Raw genomic sequence first — 15,815 nt, forward strand, 5'->3', positions numbered from 1 at the left:
AAATGGACAATGCCTATTCAGGAATGGGGACAAACGATTACTCAATTATCCATTTACTTTGAAGGTCGATTAGATGATATAATTAAAATCTAGTCAAATTTACTGACACAGAATTTTGAACGCCCTCTCGTGTCGCAAAAAGAACAGGTTTTATTCAATATCGCAGCCCTGCAACAGCGATGTAAAACGCGCATGCATATTTTTACAAATTTATCGTTTCAGTCATGCAACATACTGTTTTATCTTTAATCCTGTATTTGCAGCAAAAATCTATAAACTAAACCTCATTGAAAACGAATTCACTCTTTTGGAGATCAACAACATGAACATGAAATCAATTGCATTAGGTTTGGCTATCGCTTCTGCAGCAACAATGACTATCGCAAAACCAGTAGCTTATCAAATTGACCCAACCCATACTGCAACTGTATTTACTTGGGATCACTTCGGTTTTTCTACACCATCAGGTAACTTCTCAAACATTCAAGGTACAATCAATATTGATGAGAAAAAACCTGCGAACTCATCTGTTAACGTAACTATTCCATTAAGCAGTATTAACACTAACGTTAAAGCTTTAGATGAGCATTTAATGGCAGCAGACTGGTTTGATGCAGCAAAATACCCAATAATTACTTTCAAAAGTACTAAAGTTGAAACTCAAGACAAGAAAAACTTTAAAATCACTGGTGATTTAACTGTAAAAGGTGTGACTAAACCGGTAGTACTTGATGCCGTATTGAACAAGCAAGGTCCACACCCAATGACTCAGGCGGCGACTGTTGGCTTTAATGCAACAACTTCATTCAACCGTTCTGCATTTGGTATTGCAAGCTATGTACCAAACGTAGGTGATAAAATTACTGTAAACATCACCACTGAAGCATCTGTAGCTGCAAAAAAATAAGCAGATATGATGTGATAAAAGCACCATTGATATGGTGCTTTTTTGTGTCTGTAATTTTAGATGTATTTATACATGTGGCAGATTTTGAGTCTAATATTGAAAGGGATGAAATAAAAATGCGAACCGAAGTTCGCATTTTTATATAGGAGCTTTAGCTTTTAAAATTTAACAAAGCTTAGAAGAAGCCCGCAGGTTTAGTTGAATAGCTCACCAACAAGTTTTTGGTTTGTTGATAATGCTCTAACATCATCTTGTGGTTTTCACGGCCAATACCTGATTTTTTATAACCACCGAAAGCTGCATGCGCAGGGTAAATGTGATAACAGTTCGTCCAAACGCGACCCGACTGAATAGCACGACCTGCACGGTAAGAGGTATGCGCAGAACGTGACCAAACACCTGCCCCTAAACCGTAAATGGTGTCATTGGCAATTTTAATGGCTTCATCGAAGTCTTTAAATGTGGTCACAGAAAGCACTGGGCCGAAAATTTCTTCTTGGAAAATTTTCATGTCGTTGGTGCCTTTGAAAATTGTCGGCTCAATATAGAAACCGCTGCCAACTTCATGACGCTCACCGCCACCTGTTAACACTTGTGCACCTTCGGCACGACCTGTCGCAATACAACCCAAGATTTTATCCTGTTGTTCTTGCGATGCTTGCGCACCAATCATCGTTTCAGTATCAAGCGGGTGACCTGTTTTAATACGTTTAACACGTTCAATGGCTTTTTCAAGGAAACGGTCAGCAATACTTTCCTGCACGAGCGCACGCGATGGACAGGTACAAATTTCACCCTGATTCAGCGCGAACATAGCAAAGCCTTCGAGTGCTTTGTCTAGGTAGTCGTCTTCTTGCGCCATAACATCTTCAAAGAAAAGATTTGGAGATTTACCACCAAGCTCCAAAGTCACTGGAATGATGTTTTCAGTGGCGTATTGCATGATCAATTGACCGACCTGAGTCGAACCTGTGAATGCAATTTTGGCAATACGTGGATTGGTTGCCAATGGGCGACCAACTTCTACGCCGTAACCATTGACTACGTTTAGTACGCCTGCAGGCAATAGATCTTGAATGAGTTCGACTAAAACTAAAATGCTGGCAGGGGTTTGTTCTGCAGGTTTAAGTACAATACAGTTACCCGCAGCCAAAGCAGGTGCAAGTTTCCATGTTGCCATTAAAATAGGGAAGTTCCATGGAATAATTTGCCCTACAACGCCCAATGGCTCATGGAAATGATAGGCAATGGTATCTTCATCAATTTCAGAAATTCCGCCTTCTTGGGCACGAATACAGCCCGCAAAATAACGGAAATGGTCAATCGCCAAAGGAATGTCGGCAGCCAATGTTTCACGAACAGGCTTACCATTATCCCAAGTTTCGGCAACTGCCAATAACTCTAGATTTTGTTCTAAACGATCTGCAATTTTTAACAAAATGTTAGAACGCGTTGTTGGAGATGAACTGTTCCATTGAGCTTTGGCTTTGTGTGCAGCATCTAAAGCCAGTTCAATATCTTCTGCAGATGAGCGTGGGACTTTGGTAAATACTTTGCCATCTACAGGAGAGATATTTTCAAAGTATTCGCCTTTGACTGGTGCTACCCACTCGCCACCAATAAAGTTTTCGTATTGTGCTTTAAATTGAACTTTTGAACCGGGTTGATTGGGATCTACGTAACGCATAATTCACTTCCTTTGATGGTTTTTTATAATCTGCCGTCTCTTTACCGTTTAGAATAATCCTATGTCTAAAATCAGTTTAAATTTACGGCTAAGGTATAAGGTACTTTGGTACGCTATTTGTTTAGCATACCAATATAAGGTTGGAAAAAGGTTGGAAAGTTGCAGGTTTACAAGCAGCGAACAAATCCTTACAAAAGTAAGCAGTACAATGGATGTAATGCCCACAGGATTGTGAGAATCAGTCATGATGAAAAAACAAGACCTATTGGAAAAAAGACAGCATATTGAACAGTTTAGACAAAGCAGTAGTTTATCGCCGCTACATGCGCAGCAAATTCAGCAGAGTATTTTAAATTCTTGGCAACGCTCTCAAATTGCGGAAATTCCTGTTGATCGGCTGGCAGCCCCGTTAAATTCTCGTTTATCGCATCCGCAAGGCGGTTCGGCTTTACAACGTGCTGTGCAAAACTGTGCAGAGGATTTAAGACATATCGCGCAGCAGTCCGACATGGTGGCAGCCGTGGGCGATGTGGGCACTACGATTATTTGGACTGCTGCGAGCGCGCAAATGCGTAATGTGGCGGAACAGGTGCATTTTGTAGAAGGTGGGCAGTGGCGTGAAGAGTTGGTGGGTACGAATGCTTTGGCTTTGTCACTCAAAACTCAGCAAGCCAGCTGTGTGTTTTCCAGTGAACACTATATGTCATCCTTACATGACTGGGTTTGTTATGCAGCGCCTATTTTAGACCCTCATTCCAAACAAGTGTTGGGCGTAATTGATTTATCGACTACTTGGAAAAACCATAACAGTTTGGGTTTGTTGGCAGCAGAACGCTGTGCTTCTTTGATTCAAAATGCACTACTTGAACAGCAAAAACAGCAGCTTTATATTCGCGCGTTTCGCGTGCCACAGGTGTTATTTAATGGCAAAGTGGTGGTGATGACACCGCGTCAAATTGAAATATTGGTGATTTTGGCACTTTGCCCACAAGGCATGAGTTTAGATACTTTACACCAAGCCCTATATGGTGAGCGTAAAGTTAGTATGGGGACGCTAAAAGCTGAAATGTCACAATTACGTGATATTCTAGGCGGGATGCTTGGTTCGCGTCCTTACCGAGTTTTAGCGCATATAGAAGCCGATTTTTTACAAGCCGAGCAGGCTTTAGATGCAGGTTATGTGCAGTCAGCCTTGCAAACGTGTGCAGGGGTATTTTTGGCGAAAACTGAAAGTCCATTTTTATGTGCATGGCGAGATTGCTTAGAATCTCGCCTGAGTGAAGCCATTTTTAATGCACAAGATACCGATGCATTGCTAAAACATTTGGCACGCAGCCCTGAAGCGATTGACGCGGTGGAGCGTTTAATTGAATTGATGCCAAAGCATCATCCTGCACATCAAATTTTATTAAAATACCAAGCCTAAAGGACGACTCAAGTCATTTAGGCTTTCATTTCACTGTCCTTTAGTTTTTATAGCCCTTTGCGGTTTAACCAGTCAAACAAGGACTGATATACTTCCGCACGGACTTCGGGCGCAGAAAGCACCAAATCATGCATGCCATTTTCAATTTGGCAAAGCTGAATATCACCATGCATGTGATGCCCATATTTTTGCATATCTGCAACATCTAAAATTACGTCAGTGCGTTGCGCAATCTCATTCCATTGGCGTGGATAACTACTTTGACTCGCATGCATAATTAAGGTGGGTACACCCAAATGCACACTGGCATGTATTTCTTTTTGCGCTTCATGAATTGCACGTACAAAACTTAATCGCACTTTAGGATAGCGTGGCTTTTTCCATTCTAAATTAAATAACCATTCACCATGATATTGCTTGTGTAGACTGGGTACATAAAATGGATTTAGCCGGCTTGGAAACTTCAAATCTGGAAATAACTTCCCGAGTTGGCTTAAGCGTGGTACGCCAGCTTTTTTCTCAATTTCGGTCATATTGAAATCATAAAAAGGGCTGTTGCACCATAAACCACGAATCAGTGGATGATTGGGATGATGTGCCACATATAACGTGGTGATTAATCCACCTGTTGAATGTCCTGCCAAAATTACTGAGTCATGTTCTTCTGTGGCAATTTGCTCAAGTGCAGCGGAAATTTCTGCATCATATTCAGACAAGCTGCGCACATTGTACCAATATTGATGTGACAAATGCGAACGCCCATATTTACGTAAATCTAGGGCATAAAAGTCATAACCATGCTGATTAAACTGGTCTGCCATTTCTGTTTGAAAAAAATAGTCAATAAAACCATGAATATAAAGTACGGCTTTACGGGTTTCCTGTTCGGCTTTTTTGCGTACCAAGGTAGCAATCACTTTGCCTTCATAATCCGAAGGAAAATCCAGCGTCATTTGTTGGTAATCGGCACCCAAAATATCGGGTTGATAGCTTGGTGTTGTTTTTTGTTTTTTACTTAACAGCATAAGGTGTTCGTCATCCATTTTATTTTGTCTATATCCTTGATGAGCTGTGCGCATTTGTCAAATTGAATTATGCAAACTCTCTGCATCTATAACGGTTTAGTTTTATGCTGAGAGTTCATTTTGTTCTGAACAGGAAAAAAAGCAGAACGCATCTGAGATGGTTCTGCCAAAGGGAAGGATAAAAATAAAACAGCAACAGACGAAAATTGAAAAAAGGATGGGAGATGCTGAGCAAATCGTGATTCACTCAGCAGGAGATTCAAATTACATCGCGGCTTTAAAAATTTCGACCACTTGTGCATGATTGGCTTTACGTGGGTTGGTGAGCATGCAGGCATCTTTTTGTGCATTTTCAGCCATAATCGCCAAGTCATCTTCTTTAACGCCTAACTCTGCTAAACCTGTTGGAATACCAATTGAGCTAGATAATTCACGAATTGCATCAATTGCGGCATAGGCGGCTTCTGTGGTAGTTAATCCATCAGTATTTACCCCCATCAGTTCTGCAATATCTGCATAACGCTCAGGGCAGGCAATCAGGTTAAACTCGCAAACATGCGGCAATAAAATTGCATTACATACGCCGTGCGGCAAGTTGTAGAAACCACCGAGTTGATGCGCCATGGCATGCACATAGCCTAATGAGGCATTGTTGAATGCCATACCTGCCAAATATTGCGCATAGCTCATGGCATCACGTGCTTCAATATTTTCACCATTTGCCACAGCAGGGCTGAGCCACTGGCTAATCATACGAATAGCTTTTTCCGCACAGGCATCGGTAATAGGATTGGCTGCAGTTGAAACGTAGGCTTCTACAGCGTGAGTTAAAGCATCCATGCCTGTTGCTGCGGTTAAACCTGCAGGTTTGGCAATCATGAGTTTTGGATCATCAATGGCGATGAGTGGTGTGCAGCGCCAATCGACAATTGCCATTTTAACGTGCGTGTCGGTATTGGTAATGATACAGAAACGGGTCATTTCCGATGCTGTACCTGCTGTGGTGTTAATGGCAATTAGTGGAGTCATTGGCACGGTACTTTTATCAATGCCTTCATAATCACGAATATGCCCACCACCTGCGGTAACTAAGCCAATGCCTTTGGCACAGTCGTGTGAAGAACCGCCACCTAAAGACACAATAAAGTCGCATTGATTGGTATTGTAGGCATCGACACCGTTATGTACGTTAATGTCGGTTGGATTTGGCTCTGCACCTGCAAAGATATGACTGGCAACGCCTGCTTCGGTGAGATAGCCTGCAATGGTGTCGGCAACGCCAAACTTAAACAGTCCTTCATCTGTCACAATCAGGGCTTTTTTAGCGCCTAAATTTTGTGCTCTTACGCCAATTTCTTTGGCACAACCAGGGCCGAAGAGAGACACACAAGGAATATAAAAACCGTTGGTTTGATCTGCAATATTTTTAAAAGCCATGCTCAGATTCCTTCTTGCATTGGGTATTGGAATAATGTGTTGTTATCGCGGTGTTGAACCGTGATTTGAGTATTCAATGCTTTGTGGTGAAATCCTACCTACCAAACACCAACCCTATTTTCTGAGTAAATAATGCAAACTAATCAATTGAAATTTATTTGTTTTTTAATGGGTTTTTATTTTTTCTGAAGTGATGCGCAGGCTATAGGCAAGGGCTTAAATCTTGTTTATAGTGTTTTTGTATCTCTAATTTTAAGGTGTAGATACCGTTCACATAAATTTCAGGTGTAATTCAATTAATAAGTGGCTTAAGCTCGATTGAAGAATTGTCCACTTTTTGCAGATGGAAATAAAAAACAAAAAATAGGGATGTATCACGTGATGGGTCTAGTCGGTGCAATCAAATAAAAATAAGATGACACTTAGATAGACCGCACTTAAGCATGAGGAGCGTATATGCAGCCAATTTGCCAGCATAGCCAGTTGCATGCCGTTGCACAGCAATTGGTTCGTATTTCCAGTGTGGCCGCAGAAATCTATCAAGATCAAATGGATTTGGTTGGACATTTTACAGCACAAAATTTGTTTCGGATCGATCCTTTGCAGCATCGGGTCGAATTGCTGAATGGTCTGTTTAGTCTTGAATTTTATCCGCCAAAATCGCATACAAATTTAATAGAAACTCACTTTGAATTTGCGGGGAAACAGCAAGAAGCATTTGAAGATTTTTTCTTACATGATCTGCATTTTTTGACTGGGGATTTAAAACCGCAGCATTCTTTATTTTTGCGTAATCAGGCGCAGCAATTGCGACAATCGATTCTGCAGCAAGTTTACCTGTGGGTAGATGGTGCAGCACGGGTTAAGCAATTGTTATTGCATTTAGATGCAATGCAGGCACAAATTTTAGATCAGGCATTAATGCGGGCAGACGATCAGTATCAACCAGTATTGACCAAATTTGTGCAGCAAGGGCAGCACATTCCTGAAGATGTTTTAACTAACTTATCGATGCTGTGTGCTTTGGAATTTGTAGAGGGTGAAACCTTTTTGCCAGTGCAAGCACTGATGCAAAGTTATGATGATTTTTGTTTTAGTGCGGCAGAATTTTTACCTAAAGCCATGCATCGTATTTTAAGTATTTCATTTCCTGAACGATTTAATTTGCAGGATTTAATCGATCATCAGGATGATATTCGGTTGTTGTATCGACATGCCGAAGAACATGGGCATTTATTGGGTTTTGCGCGTTTAATGCACCGTGAGGTGTGGCAGCGTTCCGATGCTTTGGCGAAACCGCATTTTTTAAAATCTTGCCCTTTAATTTGGCAAAAGAAAGTCGCCAAACTGCCGTTATTTGATTATCCACGTGCGGTGAATTGGCTGTTTAAACAGTCTGCACAAGTGTTGGATTGGCTTAGTTTAAATATTCATCATACCAGTGTGCGGGTGGCAGTGACTGCGCTCAGTTTTGTCGATTGTAGTCAGGCACATCCACGGATTATTTTGGCAACTTTGCAATATTTTCAATATTCAGCCGCACGTATGTTCATTCAAAGCTGTAATGTATATGCGACACAGCAAGCGTGGTTCGCACATGCGCATAATGTCAGTTTAATGCCGCATGGCGAAAAACAATCGTTGGATGATCCGCGGGTTGCCATTAGTCCTTCTATTTTGTATTTGGATGAATGGATGACTTTGCTGAAAACCGTGGCGCAACACGATGAGCATTTGGTCAAGCATGTATTTCGGCGTTTAAGTCGTGTCATGCAAAGTTATATGTTGTATTTACAGCAGATCACCCAAGATTTACCGACAGCTTTGTTGGACTATATTCAGTCTGATAGTCAGCAGCAACGTGACTTTTATACGGTATTGCAGCGTTATCAGATTCAGCCTGATGATTTTCGGCAGCGTTTTTATTTACGTGCGCACAATACACGCGTTTCAGTATTTGACAGTTATGTGCGTGACTATTTACTGGAGTATTTTGCAGCGCATACGCATATTCCAAAAAGTTTGAGTTGGTTGGGGTTGTTTCATCAAGCGGTGCATTGGCATCAACAAGTGTATAAAGCAGAGCTATTTGCCAAACTGAAAAAAGAAATTCCATGTAGCACATGGCAGGCGAAAAGCCCGCAGCAAATATTGTATTTTTCGGGTTGGTGTTTTGAAGAACTGACCGATTTAGACCGTATTATTGAAGAATCGAAAAACTTTAAACACTGTTTGGCACTGAGCTATGCCAAAGCCATGAGTGAAGGACAATATGTGGCATTTCACATGGCATCGCCACATTATGCGCAGCAATTGACCATGGGCTGTCACTTTCGGAATGGGCAACTTGTGTTTGATCAATTGGAATATCCTAATAATCAAAAAGCAGAACAATTGTTGGTTACCATCGCAGCGCAGTTTATTGCATGGCTGAATCCACAATTACCATCAAAGTCATAAGTTACAAGTCATAAGACAACCGTTGTCGTATTCACGGACTTGAGCCTTAACTTTTGGCTCAAAACTCGTTAGGCTATAGCCGTTCAATCATGGTATAGGTCTTATGAAACAGGAAACTGCACTTAAACTTTTAAAAGCAGGCGAAAATGTCTTTTTAACAGGCTCGGCTGGTGCGGGTAAAACCTATACCCTGAATCAATACATCAATTATTTAAAAGCGCGCAAAGTGCCCGTGGCAATTACGGCATCTACAGGCATTGCTGCAACGCACATGAATGGCATGACCATTCATACATGGGCAGGCATTGGTATTAAAGATTTTTTGTCCGATGCCGACCTGAAAAATATGAAAGAGCGCAAATATCTCAAAGAACATTTAGAAAATGCGCAAGTGCTGATTATTGATGAAATTTCGATGTTGCATGCTAAGCAACTGAATTTGGTCAATCAGGTTTTAAAATATTTTAAAGACAGTGATGACGCTTTTGGTGGTATTCAGGTGATTGTCGCGGGAGATTTTTTCCAGTTACCGCCTGTGGGAAAAAACGATGAGCGCAATCGTGACAAGTTCTGTTTTATGTCAGATGCGTGGGTCGAAGCTAAATTTCGGGTCTGTTATTTAACCGAGCAGCACCGTCAGGGCGATGACTACTTAAATGACATTCTCAATGCGATTCGTGCACAAAGTATTGATCATCAACATATTCAGGCTTTGGAGCACACCCGCCATCAAGATATTGGCGACACTTTCACACGTTTATATACGCACAATATGGACGTGGACAATATCAACTTTAAGCATCTGAATGAAATTGAAACTGAGAGCAAGCAGTTTGATGCCGTGTGTGATGGCAATGAAAAGTTGATTGAAACGCTGAAATCATCCGTACGTGCGCCTGAAATTTTAAATCTAAAAAAACATGCCAAAGTGATGTTTGTTAAAAACAACTTCGATATGGGCTATATCAACGGCAGTTTGGGCGAAGTGATTGGCTTTGAAGAAGATGACGATCACGGTATTTTGCCTAAAGTAAAATTGACCGATGGCACAGTATTACTGGTCGAGCCTGAAACTTGGTCGGTGGATAATGATGCAGGCAAAACCATTGCCAGTTTCCAGCAAATTCCGCTGCGTTTGGCATGGGCAATTACCATCCACAAATCACAAGGTATGACCTTAGAAGCGGCAGAAATCAATCTTAGCCATACTTTTGAAAAAGGGCAGGGTTATGTGGCGTTGTCACGATTAAAATCGTTAAGCGGTTTGCGTTTATTGGGATTTAATAGCCAAGCTTTGGAACTCGACAGTTTAGCGATTAAGGCTGACCGCCGTTTTCAGGAATTGTCTGAAGAAGCTGAAACGCACTATGAGCTGATGGATTTAACACCACAACATAATGCATTTATTCGTCACTGTGGTGGCACGTTGAACGAAACCGAAATTTTGCGCAATGAAAAGAAAATTGCCAAAGGTGGAAAAACCAATTATGCGACTGCCACGTTAGATGAAACCCGCGCTTTATTTGAAGAAGGTTATGATATTCAGGATATTGCAGTAGAGCGAGGTTTAACTCCTGCAACTATTATCAACCATTTGGCACGTTTGCAAAAAGAACAAAATCTGGATATTTCAGTGGCACATCCAGGTGAAGAAGTGGTGGAAGAGGTCCGTAAAATTTATAAGCGATTAATGAAGCGTCAAAATGCAGAGCACTTCAGCGATGATGGCGCAATTAAACTGCGCCCGATTGTTGAAGCGACTAGTCCACGCATGGGCTATGATCAGGTGCGTTTAGCATTGCTGTTTATTCAGTAGTTTAGTCATTTGGATAATGATGACTTATACTGCAATTCTGCATTAAAAATGCCCGCTTAACGTCACATAAAATACTATCGTTTTGAGAAAAACTTCGGTTAAACTGCCATCACTGTAAGCCTTAAAATATAATATTCGGTATGGCATTTACACCGTGGTACACATTTCGAAAATTTGTCTATAACAACTTACACGACGATGACTATGAAACATGGTTTAGTCGTTGCATTAACTATTTTTTAATTTTACTGATTTTAGGCAATGCCAGTGCGGTTATTTTAGAGTCGGTGAATGATGTCTATCTTGCCTATCAGGTATTTTTTGACCATTTTGAAAACTTTTCCATCGCAGTGTTTACGCTTGAATATTTGCTGCGGATTTGGAGTATTGCCGAAAAAGACCCGTTTATTTCGCCGTGGAAACAGCGTGTAAAATGGCTTACCAGCGGTGGGGCAATTATAGATTTGTTGGCGATTCTACCTGCTTATATTAACTTCTTTGTGCATCTAGATTTACGGTTCCTAAGAATTTTACGTTTGCTGCGTTTGTTAAAACTGACACGTTACTTTGTATCATTGCAAATTTTATTAAGAGTGATCGAACGGGAAAAAGGATCATTTCAGGCAGTCATTTTTATTCTCTCTATTATGATTTTGATGTCTGCCGCAGGTGTGTATGTGGTGGAAAGCAAGGCACAGCCTGAAGCCTTTAGCTCAATTCCCGCTTCGATGTGGTGGGCAGTGGTGACTTTAACCACAGTCGGTTATGGCGATGTCACACCAATTACCCCTTGGGGCAGAATTTTAGGTGCGTTAATTACGGTATTGGGTGTCGGCTTGGCAGCATTGCCTGCAGGTATTTTAGCCACAGGTTTAGCCAACGAACTTGAACAACGTAAGCAGCATTTAGGGTTGAAATTTAGAGAGCTATTGCAAAATAGTGAGATTGATCTGTTAAATGATCAAGAAAAAATTGAAGATTTACGCAAACAAGTCGGTTTAACCACTGAGCAAACCCAAGATATTTTATTGCAGTTAATTCGTGAGCGTCGTGAAGAAGAGCTGCGTTTAGAACAGGAGCCTTATAAATACTGCCCACATTGTGGAGAGAAGTTGTCGGAGTAAGCGAGGCTTGGGTTAAGAATTTCAATTCTAGTTTGGCTCTGCACGTTGGAGGCCTAAAACATGCTTGCTGAAAGCCATATTATTTTTATGGAATTGTATTGATTTCGTAGTAAATATCATCGAATAAAAACTAAGATGAAGAAAACTCATTATTTACATGCTAAGATTAAATTAATTCATTATTAAATTGAATCATGTTTGGCTTTGTTTCTTATTTTGCAAAATAAAAATGCGACCTAGGTCTAAACATGCAGTCAATAACTTGAAAAACTAGGAACAAGCAATGCTTGAAATTCGCCACTTAAAAACGCTATCAGCCCTGCGTGAACATGGTTCTTTGGTTGCTGCCGCCAATGATTTATGTCTGACGCCATCTGCCATTTCTCATCAACTCAAAGAACTAGATCATTGGTATGGCGTAGAAGTGGTGAACCGTCGTAGTCGCCCTGTGACATTTTCCAATGTCGGACAGCGTTTATTGAAACTGGCGGATGATGTCCTGCCACAAATTCAAATCACCCAAACTGATATTACCCGCATTGTGCATGGTCAAACGGGGCGAATTATTTTTTCTTCGGAATGTCATAGTTGCTTTGACTGGTTGATGCCGCTGCTGAATCAATATCGTCAGCAATACCCTGATGTAGATTTAGATTTTGCTTCAGGTTTTGAAGCCAATCCGCATGAATTATTGCAAAACGCAGAATTTGATTTATTGATTACCGCAGACCCGATTGCCTTAAAAGGTATCGAATATTTTCCAATTTTTGAATATGAATCGCGTTTGGTGTTGTCAAATACTCATCCTTTAGTACGTGCCGAGCGCATTACCGTACAGGAGTTGACAGAAGAAACCCTGATTACCTATCCTGTCGATAAACACCGTTTAGATATTATGTCTAAGCTATTCATTCCAGCCAATATTCAGCCAAAAGCTATTCGTACTACAGATTTAACCCAAATGTTGATTCAACTGGTGGCGAGTGGGCGAGGGATTGGCGCATTGCCAGATTGGGTGGTGAATGAATATGAGCAAAAAGGCTGGGTAACTTCACGTCGTTTAGACTGCGTTGCTGCGGGAGGATTACGCCGTACCTTGTATGCGGGTTATCGTAGCGAAGAAAAAGAAAAGTGCTATTTTGAAGGCTTTTTGAAGCAATTAGAGAAATTTTCCCAAAAACGCACACAATATTATTCGAGTTAAAAATTGCACAATCAGCATTTTAAAGAGGATGCTGATTAATTGCTAAAAACACTAAGCTCATCTAAATCTCCACTAAAAACAGTGAGATGTTCTTGCTAAGCTTGCCTTGCGAAAATTAAGGGAGAGCGCTGTGAGTTCGGTACGTTGGCTGACCAAGGATTTATGGATTGTTGCTGCGGGTTTTATGGCAGCAATGCATATTGGCAAGTTGCCACCGACTGTGCCTATCCTTCAAGCTGAACTCGGAATTAGTTTGGTTCAGGCAGGTTTTTTGCTGTCTTTGGTACAAGCTGCGGGCATGTCTTTGGCGTTGTTGCTAGGCAGTTATACCGCAAAAATTGGCTTAAAACGCTGTGTACTTTTGGGTTTGTCTTTATTGGCAGGTGCAAGTTTTGTTGGTGGTTTTGTACATAGCTTTTCCGCACTATTAAGTCTGCGTGTAATTGAAGGTTTTGGCTTTTTACTGATTACACTCAGCGGCCCTGCATTTATTCGTCAACTGGTTGCAGTGGAGCAGTTGCCTGCCAAAATGGGGCTGTGGAGTGCCTATATGGGCGGTGGGATGGGTATTGGTTTACTAAGTACGCCGTTTTTACTGACCATCTTGGATTGGCAAGGCGTGTGGATGTGTTTGGGATTGTTATCCTTTGCGCTCGCAATCATCATTTATAAAGCCGTACCGAGTGTGCAGATCAGCACGCAAGCCATTGCCATCTTTGAACTGATTAAAAGCACTTTGAGCCATCCACCCGCATGGATATTGGCTTTGGTTTTTGGTGTTTATGCAGGGCAGTGGTTCAGTTTGGTGGGTTTTTTGCCGACCATTTATCAGCAATATCAAATATCTTTACAAACCGCAGGTGTGCTCACAGCTATGGTTGCAATGGCAAATGCGGTGGGTACATTTGTATGTGGGTTGTTATTACAGCGTGGGCTGAGAGCGCAAGTGTTGATGCAAATGGGTTTTGCGGTATTGATGCTATGCGCACTGAGTTTTTATATTTTGCGTGATATTTTACCATTCATTGTGCAGTTTTTATTGGTCATCCATTTCTCTTTATTTGGTGGTTTAGTCGCAGCTGTGGTATTTGCGCAAGTACTTAATTTTGCACCACAACCGATTGCGATTAGTACCACCGTAGGTTTGGTGTTGCAGTGCTCGGCAATTTCACAATTTTTATTGCCGCCTGTGGTCGCAGCTATCGTATCTGCCACAGGAACATGGCTTTGGGTTGGTATTTTAATGGCCGTTTTATCTGCAATGGGAATGATATTAACATCTATCTTGTTTCGCAAAGTGGCTTAGATTTGGATGGTTTTTATTGAAATTGGTTGATACAAGACGATGAATTCAAGCAAAACCATCTAAACCAAGCGTCCCTAAATCTATGTTAAGAATAGCCAATAAACAAGGAGAGAATTCCTGCTGCAATCAGTGGTCCCACAGGCACGCCACGTAGCACAGCAACACCTGCGACTGTACCAATCAATAAGCCTGCGACCACATCAGGCTGATTGGTCATGAGCTTGACACCACGCCCGCCTAACCATGCCACAAAAACACCAATTGCAATCGCAAGTAAAGATTTCCAACTCAGGAAAGATTTTAGAATTGCTTCGCCTGGAAGTTTGCCACTGGCAATGGGTGTCAGTACGCCAATGGTGAGAATGATAATGCCCAGATTTAAGCCATGCTGCTGCAATAGTGGGAAAAATTCACTTAGCGGCGTAATTCTAAAAACAATCAGTACTGCTGCGGCAATGGTCACAGCCGTATTTTGGCTAAAAATACCGCATGCGAGTAGAACGATCAGCACCATCAGGTTAAGGTCTAATTGAGAGAGCATGGTGATCCATAAAAGGGGAAATAAATTGGAAAAGTGCAGTTATTGTAACTGTTTTGAACTACAAGCGGGCAAGGTACGCAATGTGTTCAGAATTTACGGTGTATTTGGTTTAGAATAGCAGCAAATATATTTATACTTTTTATCATTAGGTCGCTCATCATGTTGTTGGAAAAAATGTTGCAATCACAAGGCTTTGGATCACGTAAACATTGCCAACAACTCATTAAAAATGGTGCAGTCACCATTATGGGCGAAACCCAGACCAATCCTAAATTCGCGATAAAAATTGCGCCTGAAACGGTTTTGCAATTTTCGGTGTATGGGGAAAATTATCAATATCGTGAAAAGGTCTATATCGCCTTACATAAACCACAAGGCTATGAGTGTTCGCATCAGGCGACCCATCATTTTAGTGTGTTTGACTTGTTTGATGATGTATTGCTGAATCGTGGTTTGCAGTGTGTTGGACGCTTAGATCAGGACACCACAGGGCTGTTATTGCTGACGGATGATGGACAGTTTTTACAAGCATTGACCCATCCTAAAAAGCATGTGGCAAAAGTGTATGCTATGCACACCGCAGACCCGATTAATGCAACACAAATCCAGCAACTTGAGCAGGGTGTCGCATTGCGCAATGAATCAGGGACATTTGCTGCAACAGAGGTACAACAGCTTGCTGAACATGAATTGCAGATGACCATTCATCAAGGTGTTTATCACCAAGTTAAACGTATGCTGGCAGCAGTGGGCAATAAAGTAGAACAATTACATCGTCAGCAAGTTGGTGCATTAAACTTGACTGATTTGGCTTTAGATGTGGGTGAATGGATGTATTTAAGCCCTGAACAAGTCGAATTGGCAAAAAACCGTATGGAATAA

Annotated in this window: 12 protein-coding genes; 8 read left to right on the forward strand and 4 right to left on the reverse strand. The window is 41.4% G+C overall.

The genetic code is table 11. The features are described from left to right. Positions 1–322 precede the first annotated feature (322 nt). Complete coding sequence (locus FTU71_RS07030; RefSeq protein ID WP_180111743.1) at positions 323–907, forward strand: YceI family protein; 585 nt, start codon at positions 323–325, stop codon at positions 905–907. Between the two features lie 175 nt (positions 908–1,082). On the opposite strand, the gene FTU71_RS07035 is transcribed toward FTU71_RS07030, so the two are convergent. Continuing rightward, entirely contained in the window at positions 1,083–2,594 is a 1,512-nt protein-coding gene (locus FTU71_RS07035) for an aldehyde dehydrogenase family protein (RefSeq protein ID WP_019837400.1), read from the reverse strand. A gap of 244 nt (positions 2,595–2,838) precedes the next feature. Between FTU71_RS07035 and FTU71_RS07040 the strand changes: the two genes are divergently transcribed. Beyond that, positions 2,839–4,020, forward strand: coding sequence for a transcriptional regulator (locus tag FTU71_RS07040; protein WP_168526427.1), 1,182 nt, complete (start codon positions 2,839–2,841; stop codon positions 4,018–4,020). A gap of 47 nt (positions 4,021–4,067) precedes the next feature. Here the strand turns inward: FTU71_RS07040 and FTU71_RS07045 are convergent, their stop codons facing one another. Both FTU71_RS07045 and FTU71_RS07050 read right to left on the reverse strand, forming a co-directional pair. Beyond that, a complete protein-coding gene (locus FTU71_RS07045; protein WP_180111745.1) occupies positions 4,068–5,063 on the reverse strand; it encodes an alpha/beta hydrolase in 996 nt (331 codons plus the stop codon). Positions 5,064–5,309: 246 nt separating this feature from the next. Beyond that, positions 5,310–6,482: an iron-containing alcohol dehydrogenase gene (locus tag FTU71_RS07050; RefSeq protein ID WP_019837403.1), complete on the reverse strand. Its 1,173-nt coding sequence runs from the start codon at positions 6,480–6,482 to the stop codon at positions 5,310–5,312. A gap of 456 nt (positions 6,483–6,938) precedes the next feature. Between FTU71_RS07050 and FTU71_RS07055 the strand changes: the two genes are divergently transcribed. The 5 genes from FTU71_RS07055 to FTU71_RS07075 all read left to right on the forward strand — a co-directional run bounded on the left by FTU71_RS07055 (position 6,939) and on the right by FTU71_RS07075 (position 14,392). Beyond that, positions 6,939–8,942 (forward strand): hypothetical protein, encoded by a 2,004-nt coding sequence (locus FTU71_RS07055; protein WP_180111747.1) that lies wholly within the window; start codon positions 6,939–6,941, stop codon positions 8,940–8,942. Between the two features lie 103 nt (positions 8,943–9,045). After that, positions 9,046–10,758: an AAA family ATPase gene (locus tag FTU71_RS07060; RefSeq protein WP_136144566.1), complete on the forward strand. Its 1,713-nt coding sequence runs from the start codon at positions 9,046–9,048 to the stop codon at positions 10,756–10,758. 140 nt (positions 10,759–10,898) lie between these two features. After that, a complete protein-coding gene (locus tag FTU71_RS07065) occupies positions 10,899–11,882 on the forward strand; it encodes an ion transporter (protein ID WP_180111749.1) in 984 nt (327 codons plus the stop codon). A 283-nt stretch (positions 11,883–12,165) separates the two neighbouring features. Beyond that, on the forward strand, positions 12,166–13,086 hold the full coding sequence (locus FTU71_RS07070) for a LysR family transcriptional regulator (protein WP_180037690.1): 921 nt from the start codon (positions 12,166–12,168) through the stop codon (positions 13,084–13,086). 130 nt (positions 13,087–13,216) lie between these two features. After that, a complete protein-coding gene (locus FTU71_RS07075) occupies positions 13,217–14,392 on the forward strand; it encodes an MFS transporter (RefSeq protein ID WP_180037688.1) in 1,176 nt (391 codons plus the stop codon). A gap of 85 nt (positions 14,393–14,477) precedes the next feature. Here the strand turns inward: FTU71_RS07075 and FTU71_RS07080 are convergent, their stop codons facing one another. After that, positions 14,478–14,933 (reverse strand): DUF441 domain-containing protein, encoded by a 456-nt coding sequence (locus FTU71_RS07080; RefSeq protein ID WP_180111751.1) that lies wholly within the window; start codon positions 14,931–14,933, stop codon positions 14,478–14,480. Positions 14,934–15,092: 159 nt separating this feature from the next. On the opposite strand from FTU71_RS07080, the gene FTU71_RS07085 reads away from it, so the two are divergent. Continuing rightward, complete coding sequence (locus FTU71_RS07085; RefSeq protein ID WP_104851878.1) at positions 15,093–15,815, forward strand: pseudouridine synthase; 723 nt, start codon at positions 15,093–15,095, stop codon at positions 15,813–15,815.

Origin of the sequence: Acinetobacter sp. YH12136 (genome assembly GCF_013418545.1) — a bacterium.
In the GTDB taxonomy this organism is placed as follows: Bacteria; Pseudomonadota; Gammaproteobacteria; order Pseudomonadales; family Moraxellaceae; genus Acinetobacter; species Acinetobacter towneri.

Coding starts and splice junctions, on each gene's coding strand:
- FTU71_RS07065 (WP_180111749.1), top strand. CDS start 10,899: ATGGCATTTACACCGTGGTACACATTTCGAAAATTTGTCTATAACAAC.
- FTU71_RS07060 (WP_136144566.1), top strand. CDS start 9,046: ATGAAACAGGAAACTGCACTTAAACTTTTAAAAGCAGGCGAAAATGTC.
- FTU71_RS07030 (WP_180111743.1), top strand. CDS start 323: ATGAACATGAAATCAATTGCATTAGGTTTGGCTATCGCTTCTGCAGCA.
- FTU71_RS07085 (WP_104851878.1), top strand. CDS start 15,093: ATGTTGTTGGAAAAAATGTTGCAATCACAAGGCTTTGGATCACGTAAA.
- FTU71_RS07080 (WP_180111751.1), bottom strand. CDS start 14,933: ATGCTCTCTCAATTAGACCTTAACCTGATGGTGCTGATCGTTCTACTC.
- FTU71_RS07070 (WP_180037690.1), top strand. CDS start 12,166: ATGCTTGAAATTCGCCACTTAAAAACGCTATCAGCCCTGCGTGAACAT.
- FTU71_RS07045 (WP_180111745.1), bottom strand. CDS start 5,063: ATGGATGACGAACACCTTATGCTGTTAAGTAAAAAACAAAAAACAACA.
- FTU71_RS07040 (WP_168526427.1), top strand. CDS start 2,839: ATGATGAAAAAACAAGACCTATTGGAAAAAAGACAGCATATTGAACAG.
- FTU71_RS07050 (WP_019837403.1), bottom strand. CDS start 6,482: ATGGCTTTTAAAAATATTGCAGATCAAACCAACGGTTTTTATATTCCT.
- FTU71_RS07055 (WP_180111747.1), top strand. CDS start 6,939: ATGCAGCCAATTTGCCAGCATAGCCAGTTGCATGCCGTTGCACAGCAA.
- FTU71_RS07035 (WP_019837400.1), bottom strand. CDS start 2,594: ATGCGTTACGTAGATCCCAATCAACCCGGTTCAAAAGTTCAATTTAAA.